Source organism: Staphylococcus pragensis, assembly GCF_004785665.1.
GTDB lineage: Bacteria > Bacillota > Bacilli > Staphylococcales > Staphylococcaceae > Staphylococcus > Staphylococcus pragensis.
The window spans coordinates 84,348-104,790 of the sequence record NZ_SRPJ01000004.1 but is presented as its reverse complement, the minus strand read 5'-3'; the positions used below and the strand labels follow the sequence as shown (position 1 = coordinate 104,790).

The 20,443-nt window shown below is 35.0% G+C and carries 18 protein-coding genes and 1 rRNA gene; 9 read left to right on the top strand and 10 right to left on the bottom strand.

Annotated elements, in window-relative coordinates; genetic code table 11:
• The first annotated feature begins 17 nt into the window (after window positions 1-17).
• Window positions 18-132: ribosomal RNA gene (gene rrf, locus E2558_RS09225) — 5S ribosomal RNA — on the top strand.
• 439 nt (window positions 133-571) lie between these two features.
• Here rrf and ilvA read toward each other — a convergent pair.
• The 9 genes from ilvA to ilvD form a co-directional block, all read right to left on the bottom strand.
• A complete protein-coding gene (gene ilvA / locus E2558_RS09220) occupies window positions 572-1,840 on the bottom strand; it encodes a threonine ammonia-lyase IlvA (protein ID WP_126565960.1) in 1,269 nt (422 codons plus the stop codon).
• A gap of 6 nt (window positions 1,841-1,846) precedes the next feature.
• Entirely contained in the window at window positions 1,847-2,422 is a 576-nt protein-coding gene (gene leuD / locus E2558_RS09215; protein ID WP_371869280.1) for a 3-isopropylmalate dehydratase small subunit, read from the bottom strand.
• Window positions 2,423-2,424: 2 nt separating this feature from the next.
• A complete protein-coding gene (gene leuC, locus E2558_RS09210; protein WP_126565948.1) occupies window positions 2,425-3,795 on the bottom strand; it encodes a 3-isopropylmalate dehydratase large subunit in 1,371 nt (456 codons plus the stop codon).
• Between the two features lie 18 nt (window positions 3,796-3,813).
• Window positions 3,814-4,857 carry a 3-isopropylmalate dehydrogenase gene (gene leuB, locus E2558_RS09205; protein ID WP_126565946.1) on the bottom strand — a complete coding sequence of 348 codons (1,044 nt, stop codon included), beginning with the start codon at window positions 4,855-4,857 and terminating at the stop codon, window positions 3,814-3,816.
• Window positions 4,854-6,389, bottom strand: coding sequence for a 2-isopropylmalate synthase (locus tag E2558_RS09200; RefSeq protein ID WP_126565943.1), 1,536 nt, complete (start codon window positions 6,387-6,389; stop codon window positions 4,854-4,856). Before E2558_RS09200 ends, leuB begins: the two co-directional genes overlap by 4 nt.
• A 20-nt stretch (window positions 6,390-6,409) precedes the next feature.
• Entirely contained in the window at window positions 6,410-7,414 is a 1,005-nt protein-coding gene (gene ilvC, locus E2558_RS09195) for a ketol-acid reductoisomerase (protein WP_126565941.1), read from the bottom strand.
• A 145-nt stretch (window positions 7,415-7,559) separates the two neighbouring features.
• Window positions 7,560-7,799: an ACT domain-containing protein gene (locus tag E2558_RS09190; protein WP_126565939.1), complete on the bottom strand. Its 240-nt coding sequence runs from the start codon at window positions 7,797-7,799 to the stop codon at window positions 7,560-7,562.
• Window positions 7,796-9,517: a biosynthetic-type acetolactate synthase large subunit gene (gene ilvB / locus E2558_RS09185; protein WP_126565937.1), complete on the bottom strand. Its 1,722-nt coding sequence runs from the start codon at window positions 9,515-9,517 to the stop codon at window positions 7,796-7,798. Before ilvB ends, E2558_RS09190 begins: the two co-directional genes overlap by 4 nt.
• An 18-nt stretch (window positions 9,518-9,535) precedes the next feature.
• Entirely contained in the window at window positions 9,536-11,224 is a 1,689-nt protein-coding gene (gene ilvD / locus E2558_RS09180; RefSeq protein ID WP_126565934.1) for a dihydroxy-acid dehydratase, read from the bottom strand.
• Window positions 11,225-11,712: 488 nt separating this feature from the next.
• Here ilvD and tsaE point away from each other — a divergent pair, with 488 nt between their 5' ends.
• From tsaE to tsaD, 4 genes are read left to right on the top strand one after another with little or no spacing between them, the layout of a single operon-like run.
• Window positions 11,713-12,174: a tRNA (adenosine(37)-N6)-threonylcarbamoyltransferase complex ATPase subunit type 1 TsaE gene (gene tsaE / locus E2558_RS09175; RefSeq protein WP_126565931.1), complete on the top strand. Its 462-nt coding sequence runs from the start codon at window positions 11,713-11,715 to the stop codon at window positions 12,172-12,174.
• Window positions 12,155-12,826 (top strand): tRNA (adenosine(37)-N6)-threonylcarbamoyltransferase complex dimerization subunit type 1 TsaB, encoded by a 672-nt coding sequence (gene tsaB, locus E2558_RS09170; RefSeq protein WP_126565929.1) that lies wholly within the window; start codon window positions 12,155-12,157, stop codon window positions 12,824-12,826. Before tsaE ends, tsaB begins: the two co-directional genes overlap by 20 nt.
• On the top strand, window positions 12,799-13,263 hold the full coding sequence (gene rimI / locus E2558_RS09165) for a ribosomal protein S18-alanine N-acetyltransferase (protein ID WP_126565926.1): 465 nt from the start codon (window positions 12,799-12,801) through the stop codon (window positions 13,261-13,263). The genes tsaB and rimI overlap by 28 nt, the downstream gene beginning before the upstream one ends.
• Entirely contained in the window at window positions 13,256-14,281 is a 1,026-nt protein-coding gene (gene tsaD / locus E2558_RS09160) for a tRNA (adenosine(37)-N6)-threonylcarbamoyltransferase complex transferase subunit TsaD (protein WP_126565924.1), read from the top strand. The genes rimI and tsaD overlap by 8 nt, the downstream gene beginning before the upstream one ends.
• Before the next feature lie 357 nt (window positions 14,282-14,638).
• Here tsaD and E2558_RS09155 read toward each other — a convergent pair whose 3' ends face one another.
• A complete protein-coding gene (locus E2558_RS09155) occupies window positions 14,639-16,576 on the bottom strand; it encodes an ABC-F family ATP-binding cassette domain-containing protein (protein WP_126565921.1) in 1,938 nt (645 codons plus the stop codon).
• A 245-nt stretch (window positions 16,577-16,821) separates the two neighbouring features.
• Here E2558_RS09155 and E2558_RS09150 point away from each other — a divergent pair, with 245 nt between their 5' ends.
• The 4 genes from E2558_RS09150 (at window position 16,822) to E2558_RS09135 (ending at window position 20,348) form a co-directional block, all read left to right on the top strand.
• Window positions 16,822-17,463 carry a redox-sensing transcriptional repressor Rex gene (locus E2558_RS09150; RefSeq protein WP_126565919.1) on the top strand — a complete coding sequence of 214 codons (642 nt, stop codon included), beginning with the start codon at window positions 16,822-16,824 and terminating at the stop codon, window positions 17,461-17,463.
• A gap of 153 nt (window positions 17,464-17,616) precedes the next feature.
• On the top strand, window positions 17,617-18,711 hold the full coding sequence (locus tag E2558_RS09145) for a YeeE/YedE family protein (RefSeq protein WP_168210235.1): 1,095 nt from the start codon (window positions 17,617-17,619) through the stop codon (window positions 18,709-18,711).
• 24 nt (window positions 18,712-18,735) lie between these two features.
• The gene (locus E2558_RS09140) at window positions 18,736-18,960 is read left to right on the top strand and encodes a sulfurtransferase TusA family protein (RefSeq protein WP_103296997.1); all 225 of its coding nucleotides are present in this window, start codon (window positions 18,736-18,738) and stop codon (window positions 18,958-18,960) included.
• Between the two features lie 143 nt (window positions 18,961-19,103).
• Window positions 19,104-20,348, top strand: a complete 1,245-nt coding sequence (locus tag E2558_RS09135; RefSeq protein ID WP_126565916.1) for an ammonium transporter — start codon at window positions 19,104-19,106, stop codon at window positions 20,346-20,348.
• Window positions 20,349-20,443 lie beyond the last annotated feature (95 nt).

The window sequence follows — 20,443 nt, the reverse complement described above, 5'->3', positions numbered from 1 at the left end:
GTATAATCATTCACTTGTCTGGTGACAATGGCAAGGAGGTCACACCTGTTCCCATGCCGAACACAGAAGTTAAGCTCCTTAGCGCCGATGGTAGTTGGATTTACGTTCCGCTAGAGTAGGACGTTGCTAGGCAATTAAATCGTATGGATGCGATGAGCCGATATCGAGACCGTAAGGTCTCTTTTTTAATATCTAAAATTAAATAAATATCATAGTAAGAGAAAATAGTAATCTTAAAATAGAAAAAGACAGTGAAGTAGCGAAACTACCACACTGTCTAATAAAATAAAAGAGTTGTTATGATTATAAAAAGTGTTCTATAAAGAAAAATGAACACAGCTTCTTTAACACTTGTGTAAGTAGTTCTAAGATAGATTACGAAGTGTAGTTGTGAAGACTCCTAGGGGAGCAGTATTTTAATTGAATCTAAGTGCTATAGCACTTAGGTAAGTAGTTCTAAAATGGATATGGTAATCCATTTAAGAACTACTTTAGAGACAGCACCCCTGGAAAGCGCAACAACTTAAACGAGTGAATATCTACCTTAGCACACTTCTATTTAACTTTGCTCTTAAATCAACAATGAATATAACATTTTATTTTCATTGATATAAATATTCGAAGGATCGAAATCATGCACATTTGTTTTTAATTGATTAAGATCATCATGATTCTTAAGTTGAATGCCAATAATAACTGTACCAGTATTTTGAGATGATTTTTTCAGATATTCAAACTTAGTAATATCATCTTGTGGCCCTAGCACCTCATTCACAAACTCTTTAAGCGCGCCAGGACGTTGTGGAAAGTTTAGGATAAAGTAATGTTTCATTTCTTCATATAACAATGAACGTTCTTCAATTTCTTTCATACGATTAATATCATTGTTGCCTCCACTTACAATACATACCACGTTTTTTCTTTTAATCTTATCCTTATAAGCTTCTAAAGCAGAAACGCTTAAAGCACCAGCTGGTTCAGCTACAATCGCTTGTTTCGAATACATATCAAGAATAGTTGAACACACAGCGCCTTCATCGATTTGGACATAATCATCGACATGCTGTTTAGCAATTTCAAATGTGATGTCACCAACGCGAGCCACTGAAGCACCATCGACAAACTTATCAATATGCTCCAAAGTGACAATTTTATTGTTAACAACTACAGATTCATACATACTACTTGCTCCTGTAGGTTCTACCCCAATGATTTGAGTATGAGGGCTGAAATCATCCATATAAGTACTTATTCCTGAAATTAATCCGCCCCCGCCAATAGCAGCAAATAAATAATCAAATACAATATCATCTTCTTTAGATTGTTCTAAAATTTCTTTAGCTAATGTGCCTTGGCCTGCAATAGTATGGATGTTATTGAATGGATCTATAAAAGTCATTTGATGTAATTCAGTATATTGTAATGCTTCTTTAAGACAATCATCAAAAGTATCTCCAGTAAGTACTATCTCGACATTTTCAGCTCCAAAAAACTTTACTTGATTTACCTTTTGGAGTGGAGTAGTGACTGGCATGAAGATAACTGCATTTAATCCTAATGCTTTGGCAGTATAAGCTACCCCTTGTGCATGATTGCCTGCACTAGCACAAGTGATACCTTTTGCTTGAGCTTTATGATCTAGTATAGAAATGGCATTATACGCACCTCGTAATTTAAAAGAACGAACCCACTGTAAATCTTCTCTTTTTAAATAGACGTTACAATCATATTTTTGAGAAAGATAGTGGTCATATTGTAAAGGCGTTTCTTTAACAATATTTTTAATACGTAAATAAGCTTCATCTATATCTTTTGATGTCACTGTCGTCTTTAATGTCATATTCTATCAACCCTTACTTTGTTTTTCATATTTTTCTATTAAATCTTCATATTGAAGCGTAATAGCAATATCATCTAAACCATTGACCAATTTATTCTTCCAAGTTTCATCAATATCAAAGTGAAATGACTTTTCTTGCGTTGAAACTGTTTGATTAGGGAGGTCTATTGTAATTTCAGTATGAGTTGCTAAATAATCTCTAACATCTTTATCAAGGACAATCGGTAACATACCATTTTTAGTACAATTCATATAAAAGATATCGCTAAATCCTCCGGCAATAATGATATTAAAGCCATAATCTTTTAATGCCCATGCAGCATGCTCACGACTAGAACCACAACCAAAGTTGTCACCTGTAATTAATATAGAAGCACCTTTATATTCAGGTTTATTAGGATTAAAATCTGGATTATCAGAACCATCAGGTAAGTAACGCCACTCGTCAAAGGCGAAAGGTCCAAATCCAGTTTTAGTAATTCTCTTTAGATGTACTTTAGGTATGATTTGATCGGTATCGATATTATCATTAAATAAAGGAACTATTTTACCTGTATAAGTCGTAATAGGTTGCATTTCCATAATTAAACAACCACCTTTCGAACATCTACAAATTTCCCATTAATCGCAGCAGCTGCAGCCATTGCTGGAGATACAAGATGTGTTCTTGCGCCTTTACCTTGTCTACCTTCAAAGTTACGATTGCTTGTAGACGCACAATGTACACCTTCAGGAACTTGGTCTGGATTCATGCCTAGACACATTGAGCAACCTGGTTCTCTCCATTCAAATCCAGCTTCTTTAAAGATTGTATCTAAGCCCATAGCCTCTGCTTCTTTTTTGACAGTGCGAGATCCAGGGACAACGATAGCTGTAATTTTAGGATGTACTTGCTTACCTTTAACAATCTTACTAGCTTCAATCAAATCAGATAATCTGGCATTCGTACAAGATCCTAAGAAGACATATCCTAAATCTATATCTTCTGCCTTTTGACCAGGGGATAGACCCATATATTGATATGCACGTTCATCATTAATATTTTTTATTTCTGGAAAAGGAGTATCGAAACCTACACCCATTTCTGGATTAGTTCCCCAAGTGACTTGTGGTTCTAAATTGCTGACGTCTAATTCAATCACTTTATCAAAATGCGCATCGTCATCAGTATAAAGTGTACGCCATTCATCTATACTATTCTCAAAGTTTTGAGCATATGGACGTCCTTTAACATATTCGAAAGTAATATCATCAGGTTGCATAAGTCCATATTTTGCGCCACCCTCGATAGCCATATTACAAATCGTCATTCTTGCTTCCATAGATAGTGACTTAATCGTTTCACCAGTAAATTCCAATGCATATCCAGTTCCAAAGTCGACACCATACTTGCTAATTAGATATAAAATAATATCCTTTGCATAAACACCAGAGGGTAGTGTGCCATTAATGTCTATCTTCAAATTCTTAGGTTTCGTTTGCCATAGCGTTTGAGTAGCAAAGACATGTTCAACTTCACTTGTCCCAATACCAAAGGCAATAGCTCCAAATGCACCATGTGTGGCAGTATGAGAATCACCACATACAATCGTCTTTCCAGGTTGTGTTAAACCAGTTTCTGGTCCCACCATATGAACGATACCTTGTTCATCAGAGCCCATGTCAAAGATGTGAACACCAAAATCTTTAGCATTTTTTTGAAGAGTAGTAATTTGTTTATTAGCAATTTCATCTTTAATATTAAAAATATCAATAGTGGGTACATTGTGATCAAGCGTTGCAAACGTTAAATCAGGGCGTCTTAATTGACGATTTTGTAATCTTAAACCTTCAAATGCTTGAGGAGAAGTTACTTCATGTATAAGATGCAAATCGATATATAAGAGTTGAGGTTCGCCTTCTTTACCAGTTAAGACGTGCTTATCCCAAACTTTGTCAAATAGTGTTTGTCCCATATTTAAGTACTCCTCCTTTTAGTTATATTTTTCTTTTAAAAAATTAAAAATATCAGATGTTTTATAATGACCACCTAAATCAGGTGTCGTTCTACCTTCTTTAATTAATGTATACACATAGTCTTCTAATTCGGTAGCGGCTTTTTCTTGATTTAAACTTTCTCTAAGACACATTGCTAAAGAGAGTATCATACCAACAGGATTAGCAATATTTTGATTTGCAATATCTGGGGCTGAACCATGAATAGGTTCGTATAATCTTGGACCTTCTAAACTAAAACTAGCTGAAGGAGACAGACCTAAAGACCCTGGTATAACTGAAGCTTCATCGCTTAAAATATCTCCAAATAAATTTTCAGTCACAATTACATCAAATTGAGATGGGTTTGTGATTAAGTGCATACTACACGCATCGACAAGTAAATGATTAAGTTCAACTTCAGGATAATCCTTGCTAACTTCAATTACTGTTTGACGCCAAAGCTTACTTGAAGCCAGTACATTTTCTTTATCTACTGAAGTTACTTTCTTTTTGCGATGAGAAGCTAATTCAAATGCAACTCTAGCAATGCGTTCTACTTCTTGTTTCGTATAGGTTAAGGAATCAAGTGCTTCATGTTCGTTAATATGTCTTGGTTCACCGAAATAAATACCGCTTGTTAATTCGCGTACGATGACTAAATCAGTACCTTTAACGCGTTCTTCTTTTAAAGGAGAAAATGGTGTCGTACCTTCTGTAACTTTAGTAGGGCGGATATTCGCAAATAATCCTAGAGACTTACGTAACTTTAATAAACCTTGTTCAGGACGATTGTTAGGGTCAGTCCATTTAGGTCCGCCTACAGCACCTAACAAAATTGCATCAGCTTTTTCACAAGCAACTAGCGTATCATGAGGAAGGGGAGTGCCATGTGAATCAATGGCAGCTCCTCCAAAATCATAATTTTCTAAAGTATAAGTGAAATGATATTTCTTACTAATTAATTTCAATAGTTCTAAACTTCCGCTTAAAATTTCTGGCCCAATACCATCACCTGGTAAAGCAACAATAGAATACGTCATGACTTATTACCTTCCTTCTCAGTAGTTTCAGCTACATATTTAGCGTGAGCTTCCACATAAGCTTTACATGAGGCTTGTAAAACGTCATGATCGATACCAATACCATTTACTGGTTGACCTTCAATAACAAGTTCAACGCGAACTTCCGCTTGAGCATCCGTACCTTCTGTAACAGATTCAATACGATAATCGATCAGTTTACTTTCTTTTTGGAAAATGCGGTCAACAGCATTGTAAATAGCAACGATTGAACCTGTGCCAATACTTGAATCTTGATGTAAATGACCATGTTTATCTTTAATAACAACGACAGCACTTTGTAGGCCATTAGATACAAATTGAAGTTGTAATGTTTCAAGTTGATAAATAGCATTCTGCTCATGTTCAGAACCTTGAATAATTGCATGAATATCTTTATCTGAAACTGATTTTTTCTTATCGGCTACTGCTTTAAATTGTTTAAATAACTCTACTTGTTCATCAGGACTAATATCATAGCCTAGTGTTTTAAGTTTTTCCGCAAAGGCATGTTTCCCTGAAAGTTTGCCTAATGGTAATTCGTTTTGACGAATACCGACTAATTGAGGCGTCATAATTTCATACGTTTCAGGATTTTTAAGCACGCCATCTTGATGAATACCTGACTCATGACTAAATGCATTTTGTCCAACGATAGCTTTATTTCTAGGAACACGAATTCCTGCATATCTAGAAATAAGGTCAGAAGTGTTTTTAGTTTCAGAAAGGACTAAGTTTGATTCAATGCCGTAATGATCGCGACGAACATATAATGCTAATGCCAATTCCTCAAGTGCTGTATTACCTGCACGTTCACCAATACCATTCACAGTACCTTCAATACGTTTAGCGCCATTTTCAATAGCAGCTAAACTATTCGCAACTGCCATACCTAAATCATCATGACAATGTGCACTATAAACTACGTTATGTTCTGATTTAACATTTTCAATTAAAGATTTAAAAATTTGACCATATTCAGTAGGATAGCTATATCCAACAGTATCTGGAATGTTGATTATACTTGCTCCAGCATCAACTGCAGTTTGCACAGATTGAATGAGAAATGCCATGTCTGTTCTAGATGCATCTTCAGGTGAGAATTGAACCACATCAAAGAATTGCTTAGCATAAGTTACGTGTTCTTTGATAGATGCAAGCACTTCTTCTTGTGTCATTTTCAGTTTGTGTTTTAAGTGAATAGGGGAGGTTGCTATAAATACGTGCACTACTGGTTTGACTGCATCTTTAGTTGCTTCGTATACTGCGTCAATATCAGATTTTTTACAACGTGCCAATCCACATACGGCAGTAGTAGTCAAAGCTTTTGAAATGGCTTGAACAGACTTGAAGCTTCCTGTACTCGAAGCGGGAAATCCTGCTTCAAGTACATCTACACCCCATTTTTCAAGCTGTTTAGCTATCTTTAAACGTTCATCAAAAGAAAAGTTAACACCAGGTGTTTGTTCTCCATCTCTTAATGTAGTATCAAAAATTTGAATATGGCTTTCCATTTTTAACATCTCCTTGTTATTTATTTTTGGATACTTTTAGATTTAATAAATGGCATCATTTTTCTTAATTCACGACCAACCGCTTCGATTTCATGACCATGTTGTTGTTCACGTAATTGATAGAATTCTTTAAAGCCATTTTCATTATCTTTAACAAAACGATTAGCAAAGTTACCGTTTTGAATATCTTCTAATACAGTTTTCATGTTATTTTTAACTTCTGGAGTGATAACACGTGGTCCAGATACATAGTCACCAAATTCAGCTGTATTTGAAATAGAATAGCGAACGTTTTCCATTCCGCCTTCGTACATTAAATCAACGATTAATTTCATTTCATGTAATACTTCAAAGTATGCTAATTCTTTTTGATATCCAGCTTCAACTAAAGTTTCAAAACCACTTTGAATTAATTTATGGATACCACCACAAAGTACAGCTTGTTCACCGAATAAATCAGTTTCAGTTTCTTCTTTGAATGTAGTTTCAATAACACCAGCACGTGTTGCACCAATACCTTTGGCATAACTTAATGCGATATCACGTGCATGACCTGAAGCATCTTGTTGTACACCGAATAATGCTGGTACAGCAGTACCTTCTACAAACGTACGTCTTACTAAATGACCAGGACCTTTAGGTGCAACTAAGAATACATCTACGTCAGCAGGGGGTTGAATAACACCAAAGTGAATGTTAAATCCGTGTGCGAAAGCTAATGCATTGCCCGCTTCTAAATTAGGTTCAATTTCATTTTTGTATACGTTACCTTGGATTTCATCTGGTAATAACACCATAACGACATCTGCTTGTTTGACTGCTTCATTAACAGGATATACGTCAAAGCCATCTTCTTTAGCTTTATCGAAAGAATGTCCAGGGCGGATACCAACGACTACATCATAACCATTGTCTTTTAAGTTTTGTGCATGCGCATGTCCTTGTGAACCGTAACCAATTACTGCAATTTTTTTACCTTGTAAAGCATCTTTTTCTACTGATTGATCATAATAAACTTTTGTCATAATATGTTCCTCCAATTTGTAACTTACATAAAATTTTGAATATTCTTAAAATTATAGATACAAATTATCTACAATTATTGATGATAGGCATTATGTTATTAAATTATTTGTAAATGCTAGCGCATCATTTCATTAAATATAAATATTAAGCTTTAACTTCTTCAATATCGATGACGCTAATTTGTTTATTTAACTTTGCAATTAAAATTTTAAGTATAGCTTCATCTTCAATATTTGCGGTGATTAACATATCTGAAATGCCTTCCTCTGAAGAAGGTTTAACGATTAATTCACTAATATTATATTGTAACCTTACAAAAGCACTTGTAATTCGATTTAACGTACTCACTTGATCTGTAACTTTTAAATGTAACGTTCTTTTCATTCTAGACCCTCCATTTCATGATTCGCTTTACCACTAGGAATCATAGGATTAACTGGTTCAACAGGGGATACTCTAACTTCAATTAATGCAGGTCCTTCGTATGTAAAAGCTTCGTCCAATGTTGCGTGTAAATGTTTAGGATTATCAATTAAGAAACCTTTGATACCGTATGCTTCAGCCATTTTCATAAAATCAGGTTGGTCATTAAATACGGAATGAGAAAAACGTTTATTAAAGAATTTATCTTGCCATTGTTTAACCATGCCTAACGTTCCATTATTAATAAGGACGATTTTTACATTAAGGTTGTATTCAGGTAATAAAGCAATTTCTTGGTTAGTCATTTGGAAACCACCGTCACCGACGAAACAAATGACTGTCTTATCTGGCGCAGCTAATTGTGCTCCGACTGCAGAAGGGATACCAAAGCCCATCGTACCTAAACCACCACTCGTAACCCATTGGCCATAGTTTTTGAATGGATAGAATTGAGCTGCCCACATTTGATGTTGACCTACATCAGTCGTTACAATTGCATCGCCATGAGTAATCTTGCCGATATATTCAATGGCTTCTTGAGGTCTACAGAACGTTTCGTCGGCTGGTTGATATTTAAATGGATGTTTATCTTTATTCGCTAAACAATGTTTAACCCACTCAGAGTGTTCTACTGTATTTGAAAAGGTCTGCGCTAACGCTTCGAGCACTTTCTTACAATCAGCAACGATGCCTAAATCAGTTGAAATAACTTTATTGATTTCTGATTCATCAATGTCTACATGTACAACTGTCGCATTTGGGGCAAATTCATTAGGATTACTTGCTAAACGGTCATCAAAACGACTACCTAAGTTAATGAGTAAATCACATTCAGTCAATGCCATATTACTCGCATATGATCCATGCATACCGCCCATACCTAAGAAGAGAGGATTCTCATAAGGTATAGCACCTAAGCCTAATAATGTAGTGGCTACGGGTATTTGATGTTGAGTGGCAAACGCTGTTAACAAGCTATTCGATTTTGAATGATTGATACCTGCTCCAGCTAAAATAAGTGGTTTTTTAGCTTTAGATAAATACTCGCTTAATTGCTGAATATCGGCTCTATTAGGTTCTTCTACAACTTTATATGCAGGTAAATGAACTTCATTTTCAAGGGGAGCAGAAGATGTTAACACACCCATGTCTTTAGGAAAATCAATGACTACAGGTCCTTTACGTCCCGAGTTAGCAACATAAAATGCTTCGTGGACAATTCTTGGAATATCATCCACATGTTTTACTTGGTAATTAGCTTTAGTAATTGGTGTAGTCATTGAAAGTAAATCTGCTTCTTGGAAAGCATCTTTACCAATACCTGATGTTGCTACTTGACCAGTAAATACTACAAGGGGTAGTGAATCACTATAAGCATCAGTAATACCAGTGATAGCGTTTGTTGCACCTGGACCACTAGTAACGACCACGACGCCTGTTTTACCGGAAACACGAGCGTATCCTTCAGCAGCATGTGTAGCACCTTGTTCGTGACGCGCTAAAATATGTTTAATCTTGCCATCATAAAATGTGTCGTATAGGGGTAATACGGCACCTCCTGGATAGCCAAAGATGAAATCTACGCTTTCATGTAATAATGATTCAACTAGTAATTCTGAACCAGAAAGGGGTTCATTCGGATGAGATTCGATTACGTTACTTTCCTTTTTATTCGTCATTGCTAACACTCCTTAATATTAAATAAGATTCTCAGGCACTTGCATTATGCCACCTGTATTTGCGCTAGTAACCAAAGCAGTGTATCGCGCTAAATAACCTGTTTTAACTTTCGCTTTAAAAGGGGGTAAAACTTGTCTACGTTGCTCAAGTACTTCATCAGGTTGATTAACGTTAAGTGTGCGATGTATTAAATCAATGGTAATTTCATCGCCATCGTTAATTAATCCTATTGGCCCACCTGAAGCGGCTTCAGGAGAAATATGTCCAACAGCGATACCTCTTGTAGCTCCTGAAAAACGTCCGTCAGTAATCAATGCTACATCTTTACCTAAACCTCTACCTACGATTGAAGAAGTAGGGGCTAACATTTCTGGCATACCTGGACCACCTTTAGGGCCTTCATAACGAATAACGACGACATGGCCTTCGCGTACTGTTTTATTGTCAATTGCTTCAACAGCTGCATCATGTGAATCAAAACAAATGGCTTTGCCAGTGAATACTTTAATAGATGGATCTACACCACCTACCTTAATAACTGCACCTTTTGGCGCTAAATTACCAAATAGTACGGATAGACCGCCTTCTTTATCGTAAGGTGCATCAAGTGGGTGAATCACTTCGAAGTTTTTAATTTCTTTACCTTCGTTATTTTCTCTCAATGTCTTGCCTGTGACTGTAATACGATCAGGGTGTAACGTGCCTTCTTTTTTCATTAATTCATTAATAATAGCCGGGCAACCTCCAGCTTCATGCACATCATGCATTGAATAAGCAGAGCTTGGTGCTATTTTGGATAAGTAAGGGGTACGTTTCGCAATTTCATTGATACGTTCTAGGTCATAATCAATTCCAGCTTCATTAGCAATTGCTAATGTATGTAAGACAGTATTTGTTGAACCACCCATTGCCATGTCTAAAGCGAAAGCATCATCAATTGCTTCTCTAGTGACAATATCTCGAGGTTTGATATCCTTTTTAATATTCTCTACTAATTTAAAAGCAGCTTCGCGAATCATTTCACGTCGTTGATCACTAACAGCCAAAGCTGTGCCATTATAAGGTAGAGCTAAACCAAGAACTTCCATTAAACAGTTCATTGAATTAGCGGTAAACATACCTGCGCATGAACCACAAGTAGGGCAGGCGTTCTGTTCCATATCTAGAAATTCTTCTTTAGTAATGCTACCTTCTTTAAAAGCACCGACTGCTTCAAACATTGAAGATAAAGTAAGTGCTTTACCTTGAGCGGAAAGACCAGCTTTCATCGGTCCTCCTGAACAAAAAATAGCTGGTACATTGGTTCTAACAGCAGCTAATATCATACCCGGTGTGATTTTATCGCAATTTGGAATATAGAATACGCCATCAAACCAGTGTGCATTAATAACTGTTTCAGCAGCATCCGCAATAATTTCTCGTGAAGGAAGTGAATAGCGCATACCAATATGGCCCATAGCTATGCCATCATCAACGCCGATTGTATTAAATTCAAATGGAATAGCTCCTGCCTCGCGTATGGCTTCCTTGGCAATATCAGCTAATTCTCGCAAGTGGACATGTCCTGGCACAATATCGATATAAGAATTACAAATTGCTACAAATGGTTTGTCCATATCTGTTGGATTTTTGAGTGCGCCCGTAGCATGTAAAAGACTTCTAGCAGGTGCTTGATGATCACCTTTTTTTATCATGTCGCTTCTCATTAAAAATTCCCCCCGTCAAGTTGTAAATTATAAAAATAAAAAAACGCCCCAATGTGATTGGGACGTTAATAAGTCCCATTCAATGAGAAATAGGACTTAAACTTTTAGCATATTATTAAATACTAAAGTTCCAGCCTTCGGAGTATAATAAAATAATTAAATTATGTATTACAGCGTGTGGTTGCGTATTAAATTGAGTCATTTTAATATACTCCTTTCTAGTGAATGGTCGGTTATTTAAATTGTTAGAATTGTTTTAAAATTCGATAAATTAAATTTACTACAATGCGTTTTTTAAGTCAATACTCTTTTTTGAATTTTCTAACAATTCACAGATATGTATTTCAACTGAATAGAGAGAAATTTCCGCTAAAATTTGTTACAATTAGTAAGTTAAAATTGAGACCAACATAGCTAAATTTTTTAATTGTAAGAAATAATGAATATGTTTGTAGAAGGAATTTTCAAAATAGGAGAGAGCAAAGCAAATGATAAGTATAAAACATTTAGATGACATGAATCGTTTTGCTGGCATATTAGTTAAACATCTTGAATCAGGAGATTTAATTTTATTAAATGGAGATTTAGGCGCAGGTAAAACAACATTAACACAATTTATAGGTAAACATCTCGGCGTAAAACGAAATATTAATTCTCCTACCTTTAATATTATCAAATCGTATAAAGGTCAATCGCTAAAGTTACATCATATGGATTGTTATCGTCTTGAAGATTCTGATGAAGATTTAGGATTTAATGAATATTTTGAAGATGAAGCAATTACCGTGATTGAATGGAGTCAATTTATCGAAGATTTATTACCCGCTACGCAGTTAATTGTTAATATTAAAACTGTGAGTGAAACAGAACGTGAGATTGAATTGATTGCAAAAGGCGATCACTATTCTAAAGTTAAGGAGGAAGTAGAACGTGAATTCACTACTTATTGATACGTCTAATCGTCCGATGTCAATTGCTTTAATGGCTAATGACCAAGTTTTGGCAGAGCAGACTGTTGAAAGTAATAAAGATCACTCCAGTCAATTGATGCCAGGTATTAAAGCGTTATTTGAACAAGCGAATTTAAATAAAGAAGAATTAGATGCGATTGTAGTAGCTAAAGGTCCTGGTTCTTATACAGGTGTTAGAATCGGTGTGACTACTGCTAAAACATTAGCGTATGCTTTAAATACTGACTTATATGGCGTATCTTCATTACAGGCTTTAGCAGCGACAGTAGAAGAAACTAAAGCTCAAGAACGTTTATTAGTACCAGTGTTTGATGCTCGTCGTGAAGCGGTCTATACGGGTGTTTATCAATACGTTGATGGACAATTAAGAACCATTTTAGAAGATCAATATATTTCAATTAAAGAATTATTAGACTGGTTAAACAAACATCAGCAATCGTATTTATTTATTGGAACAGATGCTGAAAAGTTAGCAGAACAATTAAATGATGATATCCAGGCTAATTTACCGCGTGCAGCTATAATGTATTCATTGATAGCGGAACCTGAAAATATCCATACATTTGTACCCAATTATATTAAAATGTCAGAGGCGGAACGCAATTGGTTAAACCAACAGAATCAGAATTAACGATACGAGCAATGCAAGTTGATGATGTCCCAAGTGTATTTGATATTGAACGTGAAAGTTTTAATGACAGTTCTTGGACAATTGATGCATTTTATCATGAACTGAATGAAAATAACTTCGCAAAGTATTTTGTTATCATTTTCGAGGGTGAGATTATTGGTTATTTAGGTCTTTGGATAGTGATTGATCAAGCACAGATTACTACCGTAGCCATTCGAAAAGATTACAGAGGTTATGGATTAGGACAATTATTACTTAAATATGTGATGGATTTCGCGAGTACAACGTGTGACATAATGAGTCTAGAAGTCAGAGTAACGAACGTTGTAGCGCAACATGTCTACACAAACTTAGGGTTCCAATTTGGAGGTAAACGTAAAAATTATTATGGAGAAGGCGAGGATGCGTTAGTTATGTGGGTGAATTTAAATGAATAATGAAACTTTAATATTAGCAGTGGAAACAAGTTGTGATGAAACAAGTGTCAGTGTTATCAAAAATGGTGATACCATATTATCAAATACAGTGTTAAGCCAAATCGAAAGTCATAAACGTTTCGGTGGCGTCGTACCTGAAGTGGCAAGTAGACATCATGTAGAAGGCATCACTGCTACGATTGAAGAGGCGCTCGTAACTGCTGATGTCACAATGGAAGATATTGATGCTATTGCAGTAACACAGGGTCCTGGTTTAATTGGAGCATTGTTAATTGGCATTAATGCTGCGAAAGCTTTAGCATTTGCTTATGACAAACCACTTATTCCGGTTCATCATATTGCTGGTCATATTTATGCGAATCACTTAGAAGAACCTTTAACGTTTCCTTTAATGGCACTTATCGTTTCTGGTGGTCATACTGAATTAGTTTATATGAAAGATCATATGAATTTCGAAGTGATTGGTGAAACACGTGATGATGCAGTGGGTGAAGCCTATGATAAAGTTGCTAGAACGATTGGTTTACCATATCCAGGTGGTCCAGAAGTAGATAGATTAGCGGCTTTAGGAGAAGATACGTACGATTTTCCAAGAGTATGGTTAGAGAAAGATAGCTATGATTTTAGTTTTAGTGGTTTGAAAAGTGCTGTGATAAATAAATTGCATAATTTAAAACAAAAGAATGAAGAAATCAATAAAGCAAATGTGGCTACTAGTTTCCAAAATAGTGTGGTCGAAGTACTAAGTACGAAAGCAATTCATGCTTGTGAGGAATATCATGTCAATCGTTTAATCGTAGCAGGAGGCGTTGCGAGTAATAAAGGTTTACGTCAACGTTTACAAGAATTATGTGAAGACCATGATATCAAACTATCTATACCAAGCCGTAAATTATGTACAGATAATGCGGCAATGATTGGTGCTGCAGCATACTATTTCTATAAAGCTGGTATTACAGCAGATTTAGATCTAAATGGTCAAAATAATATGGATATAGAAGAAGCGACAGTAGAATAATTATAGCTTAGTGTTAAGTATGATGAATGATAGATTCATGTGTACTTAGCACTTTTTTTATTATCAAATACTAAATAGAAATGATTTGAAAATGAGTAAGTCAATAGGGAACATGCGTACTTATCAACAAAATGTGAATAAACTGTGGGTAAGTAGTGCTTAACAATGTGGATATGGTATTAATTTTGTGTAAAAGAAATGTAAATACAGAAAATTTGAATTGTGGATAACTAGGATAAGTCTGTGGATACTTGATATATCAGAGTTTTAAATGTTTATAATATTGTGATTAAAAAAATACAAAAAATAACTAGAAAATTTTAGGTTATTTTCTAGTTATTTAATCTTAGGGATACTTTATAACATTTCTTGTAATTCTTCCCATTCTATCATAACTTGTTCTAATTTCTGTTCGGTCTCAGTTTTTTCATTAGCAAGTTCTGCTGCTTTGATGGGATCATTAAATATTTCAGGTTGTGTAAGTTGTTCGTCAATATGGGTTATATCGTTCTCATATTGTTCTATTTTCTCTTCACATTGCTCGATTTGACGTTCTAATTTACGTTGCTCTCTACGTTGTTGTTTTTGATTATCATAACTACTGATTTGTTTATTGTTAGAAGTTTCATCTGCACCTGTACTAACATCAGTACGTTCCGCTTCAAATGCTTCTAAGGCAGCAGCTTCTTCAGTTTTTTCAATATAGTATTGATAATCACCTAGATACATTTGGCCACCATCTTTATTTAAATCAAATACTTTATTCGCTAATTGATTGATAAAGTAACGATCGTGAGAAACAAATAGAATCGTACCTTCAAAGTGTTGTAAAGCCTGTTCTAATATTTCTTTAGAATCAATGTCCAAATGGTTGGTAGGTTCATCAAGGATTAAAACATTATCTCTTTGTAACATTAATAGTGCTAATTGAAGGCGTGCTTTTTCGCCCCCAGATAAATCGTTGATGATTTTCTTGACGTCATCTTGTACAAATAAAAATCGTCCTAATACTGCTCGGACATCTTTTTCATTCATATTAGGATATTGATCCCAAACATAATCTAAAATGGTCTTATTAGATTTAAATTCAGCTTGTTTTTGATCATAGTACCCAATTTGAAGATTAGCACCGAAGATGACCTCGCCACCTAATTTAGCTTGGCGGTTAGCAATTGTTTTAATGAGTGTTGTTTTCCCTACACCATTTGGGCCGATAATAGCGATATGATCGCCTTTAGTGACTTCGATATTTATAGGTTTGGTAATAGGTGTTTCATAACCAATTTCTAAATTGCGAATATGCATCACATCATTACCAGTGTTGCGATCAAAACCAAATTGAATATTGGCGCTTCTTGCATCCAACATAGGTTTATCAATGCGCTCCATTTTTTCTAACGTTTTACGACGACTTTTAGCCATTCCACTTGTAGACGCACGAGTAATATTTTTCTCTACAAACGTTTCAAGACGCTTAATTTCGTCTTGTTGTTTTTCATATTCTTGCATGCGCTGTTCATAATATTTATCTCGTTGTTCAATGAATTGTTCATAATTACCTACGTAACGTTTAATATCTCCAAGTGCTACATCATAAATTTGTGTCACTATTTTATCTAAGAAGTAACGGTCGTGACTGATAATGACGATGGCGCCTTTAAAGTATTTTAAATAATCTTCTAACCATTTAGTCGTTTCTAAATCAAGATGGTTCGTCGGTTCATCTAGTAATAATAAATCAGGCTCACTTAACAACATTTGTGCTAGAGATAAACGTGTTTTTTGGCCTCCACTAAAGTCGTTAATAGGTTTGCTGAAATCTTCTTCTTTAAAATTAAGACCATGCAATACAGTTTTAATCTTACTTTCGTATTGATAGCCCTCAAGTTGTTCAAATTGATTAGATAGCGATTCATAGCGTTCCATATGACGTTGATAATCTTCAGTATCATAATCATTGGCATGCATTGCTAACCAATCTGTTTCTTCTTTAATTAAACCTTCCATATTTTTAATGTGTTCAAAAGGTTTAGACATTTCTTCGAACACAGTAGATGAAGAATTAAGTGTCATTTGTTGAGTTAAATAACCCACTCGTAAATTTTTGATTTTAGAAATATGGCCACTATCATAATCTTCAGCACCAGCAATAATCTTCATTAAAGTGGATTTGCCAGCACCATTTCGACCAACGATGCCAATACGTTCGCCAGTTTTAACTTCGAAATTGACGTGAGTAAATATATCTTCACCATCGAATGACTTCGAAATGTCATTTAATTGCAACAGTATCATTCAGGTTTCACCTTTCTATTGTTTTAACAAAAGTATTTATCACAAAATAGCCTTATACATTACTCTTTATTTTACCGTATAATAAAGTTACATGAAACTAAGATATTTATTTTTAAAAAGTGTTAGGGTATAATATGTCAGTATTCATTATGGGACATAATGTGATTTTAAAGGAATGACTAATTGCACGCTAATTAGTTTGGATACATAGATTAAAAAGTTCAAACAAGAGGGGGACAACTTTAATGGCTCAAAATCAAGCTAAAATTCCTCGTGCAACATTGAAACGATTACCATTATATTATAGATTCGTTAACACCTTGAAGACAAAAGGAATTGATCGCGTTAATTCAAAAACTATCAGTGAGGCGCTAAATATTGAATCAGCCACTATTAGAAGGGATTTTTCATACTTTGGTGAGTTAGGGAAAAAAGGTTATGGCTACAATATTGATAGTTTATTAGAATTTTTTAAATCTGAACTTAGCAATAGTGAAGACATCCATATTGCTATAGTCGGAGTAGGGAACTTAGGAAGAGCACTTTTAACATATAACTTTTCGATTCATGATGAAATGACTATTACTGAAGCGTTCGATATTGATAAAGAAATTGTGGGTCAACAAGTCGGTGAAGTTAAAGTGCATCATATAAATGAATTACAACAAGTACTTGAAACACAAGATATCAATGTTGTTATTCTTACTACACCTGAAAAGGTAGCCCAAAGCGTCGTAGATCAACTAGTTGAGGCTAACGTCAAAGGAATATTAAATTTCACGCCTGCTAGAGTAGATGTGCCAAATACCGTTCAAGTCCATCACATTGATTTAGGTATTGAATTACAATCACTTTTATTCTTCATGAAAAACTATTCAAATCAATAAATATTATTCAGAAATCATTCTTTTGTGCAGAAGAATGATTTTTTTAATTTCAATAAAATTAATTTCAAAAAAATGTTATTGATAATTAATTGTTAATCTATTATAATACCTTAGTAAATCAATCGGGAAAGGATGTAATTGAATTTGGTTTGGATGATTATTAGTGGCCTAATCGTTGGGATTTTATTAGGCTTTGTCATGCAACGTACACGTTTCTGCTTAACAGGTGGTTTTAGAGATATGTATGTGCAAAAAAATAATAAAATGTTTTATGCTTTATTAGTAGCAATCACTGTCCAAAGTATTGGACTTGTAATATTAACAAGTTTAGGATTAATCGCAATTCCTTATGATACATTTCCTATTTTAGGGACTATTATTGGTTCCTTCATTTTTGGAATAGGTATCGTTCTAGCAGGCGGATGTGCAACTGGAACTTGGTACCGAGCTGGAGAAGGATTAATTGGAAGCTGGATTGCTCTCGTTATGTACGCAGTTACTGCTGCAGTCACTAAAACAGGTGTCTTACTTCCAGTGATGAATTGGATTAACAAACCTACGAAAGTGAATACAAGTATGGCTCAAACTACAGGTATTCCAATGTGGGTGTTAACGATTGTTTTAACTGGTATTACATTATTTGTCGTAGTGAAAACGTTACGTAAGCCTAAACCTAAAATGGCTGTACCGAAACTTAAACAAAAATGTACAGGTATTAGACACTATTTATTTGAGAAACGTTACCATCCGTTTGTAGCGGGTATCGCGGTTGGTCTTATAGCATTTATCGCTTGGCCAATGAGTATGTCAACGGGACGTGATCATGGATTAGGCATTACAACACCTTCTGCTAATTTAATTACATTCTTAATTACAGGTGATACAAAATTAGTAGATTGGGGCGTTCTATTAATATTAGGTATCTTCTTAGGATCATATATTGCTGCAAGAGGTTCCCATGAATTTAAATGGCGTTTACCAGATAAACGTACTATCAGAAATAGTGCAATTGGTGGTATTTGCATGGGATTCGGTGCCTCAGTTGCAGGCGGTTGCTCAATTGGTAACGGCTTAGTAGAAACTGCAGTTATGTCTTGGAAAGGCTGGATAGCATTAGCATCTATGATCTTTGGTGTATGGTTCATGAGTTATTTCATTTTTGTAAGACCGATGAAGAAATTACAACAACAAACTACACCGAAGCAAACTAAATCTGCTTCTACTTCTAAACAGCCTCAAACAACGTAAAAAGAATGGATTGGAGGAATAATAATGTTATACGAATTAGGTACAGTGGGCATGGTATGTCCATTCCCATTAATTGAAGCTCAAAAGAAAATGCAAACACTTGAAAATGGTGATGAATTAAAAATAGATTTCGATTGTACCCAAGCGACTGAAGCCATTCCAAACTGGGCAGCAGAACAAGGTTATCCAGTAACAAACTATGAACAATTGGATGATGCTTCATGGACAATTACAGTACAAAAAGCATAAGTAAATTCAAATAGAATAGGCTTTTAACTCATACAGATCAACCTCTTTTGTTATATTATGTAACATATTGTGTCATTTTATCTTACGAATTTTTGCCATATTGAAAAACTAACATTATGATGTTTTCAAAGGAAGTGGTAATTATGAAGATGGATGACACAATTTTTTTATTTCTTTGTACTTTACTCGTGTGGGTAATGACACCGGGATTAAGTTTATTCTACGGTGGTCTCGTACAATCTAAAAACGTACTGAACACAGTAATGCAAAGTATGGCAGCGATGATTATCGTAACTTTCACATGGATAACATTCGGTTTTACATTAAGTTTTGGATCTGGAAATGACTTAATAGGAAACTTTGATTTTATAGGTTTACAACATGTAGGTTTTGCGATTAATCAAGATTTAAGTCCGCATGTTCCGTTTGCCTTATTTATGTTATTTCAAATGATGTTTTGTACTATTGCGGTCTCAATTTTATCTGGTTCCATTGCGGAACGTATGAGATTTATTCCGTTTACAATTTTCATCATTATATGGGTTATCGTTATTTATAGTCCAGTGGCACACTGGGTTTGGGGTGGCGGTTGGATAGGTAAGTTAGGCGCATTAGATTACGCCGGAGGAACTGTTGTACATATTACTTCAGGGGTATCAGGACTTATCTTAGCCATTATGATTGGTAATGGTAAAAAAATCGAAAAAATTCAGCCCCATAATTTATTAATCACATTAATTGGTGGTATTCTCGTTTGGATGGGATGGTATGGATTCAATACTGGTAGTGCCTATGCATTTAATGATGTTGCATTAGCTTCATTTGTAAACACTGTAATTGCAGCTAGCGGCGGTGCTTTCAGTTGGTTAGTTCTAGAATACATAGTAACGAAAAAACTTAGCCTCCTTGGATTATTATCAGGGGTCCTTGCAGGATTAGTAGCTATTACTCCTGCGGCAGGATATGTAAGCTATTTAAATGCATATATCATTTCAATTTGCGGTGGTATCGCATGCTACTTTGTTATTAACATTATTAAAGAGAAGTTCAAATATAATGACACATTAGATGCGTTTGGTATTCACGGTGTAGGCGGTGTAGTTGGAGCAGTGCTTACCGGCGTATTCCAATCTCACGCTGTTAATGGAGATATAGACAATGGTCTTGTATACACTGGTAATATCCATGCAGTGTTCGTGCAATTTATTGCAGTAGTAGTGGTTGTTATTTATACCATTTTTGTAACTTGGGTTATTGGAAAAGTGTTACAACACCTGATGCCATTAGCAACTACTGAAGAAGAAGACGAAACAGGATTAGATGAAATTGTTCACGGTGAGAAAGCATACTTTTACGGTAAGCTTAATAAATTAAATAAAAGATATTAATATATATTTTGAAACAGCCTATCCCTAAGTTGAAAATTAGTATTTTAAGCGATTACAATTGTGATAAAATATATCTTAAATGGCTACAAATTTAG

Coding starts and splice junctions, on each gene's coding strand:
- E2558_RS09190 (WP_126565939.1), bottom strand. CDS start 7,799: ATGAAAAGAACGTTACATTTAAAAGTTACAGATCAAGTGAGTACGTTA.
- ilvD (WP_126565934.1), bottom strand. CDS start 11,224: ATGAGAAGCGACATGATAAAAAAAGGTGATCATCAAGCACCTGCTAGA.
- tsaD (WP_126565924.1), top strand. CDS start 13,256: ATGAATAATGAAACTTTAATATTAGCAGTGGAAACAAGTTGTGATGAA.
- E2558_RS09140 (WP_103296997.1), top strand. CDS start 18,736: ATGTTATACGAATTAGGTACAGTGGGCATGGTATGTCCATTCCCATTA.
- leuC (WP_126565948.1), bottom strand. CDS start 3,795: ATGGGACAAACACTATTTGACAAAGTTTGGGATAAGCACGTCTTAACT.
- ilvC (WP_126565941.1), bottom strand. CDS start 7,414: ATGACAAAAGTTTATTATGATCAATCAGTAGAAAAAGATGCTTTACAA.
- tsaE (WP_126565931.1), top strand. CDS start 11,713: ATGATAAGTATAAAACATTTAGATGACATGAATCGTTTTGCTGGCATA.
- E2558_RS09135 (WP_126565916.1), top strand. CDS start 19,104: ATGAAGATGGATGACACAATTTTTTTATTTCTTTGTACTTTACTCGTG.
- leuB (WP_126565946.1), bottom strand. CDS start 4,857: ATGACGTATTCTATTGTTGCTTTACCAGGTGATGGTATTGGGCCAGAA.
- leuD (WP_371869280.1), bottom strand. CDS start 2,422: ATGGAAATGCAACCTATTACGACTTATACAGGTAAAATAGTTCCTTTA.
- E2558_RS09200 (WP_126565943.1), bottom strand. CDS start 6,389: ATGGAAAGCCATATTCAAATTTTTGATACTACATTAAGAGATGGAGAA.
- E2558_RS09145 (WP_168210235.1), top strand. CDS start 17,617: ATGATTATTAGTGGCCTAATCGTTGGGATTTTATTAGGCTTTGTCATG.
- ilvA (WP_126565960.1), bottom strand. CDS start 1,840: ATGACATTAAAGACGACAGTGACATCAAAAGATATAGATGAAGCTTAT.
- E2558_RS09155 (WP_126565921.1), bottom strand. CDS start 16,576: ATGATACTGTTGCAATTAAATGACATTTCGAAGTCATTCGATGGTGAA.
- E2558_RS09150 (WP_126565919.1), top strand. CDS start 16,822: ATGGCTCAAAATCAAGCTAAAATTCCTCGTGCAACATTGAAACGATTA.
- ilvB (WP_126565937.1), bottom strand. CDS start 9,517: ATGACGAATAAAAAGGAAAGTAACGTAATCGAATCTCATCCGAATGAA.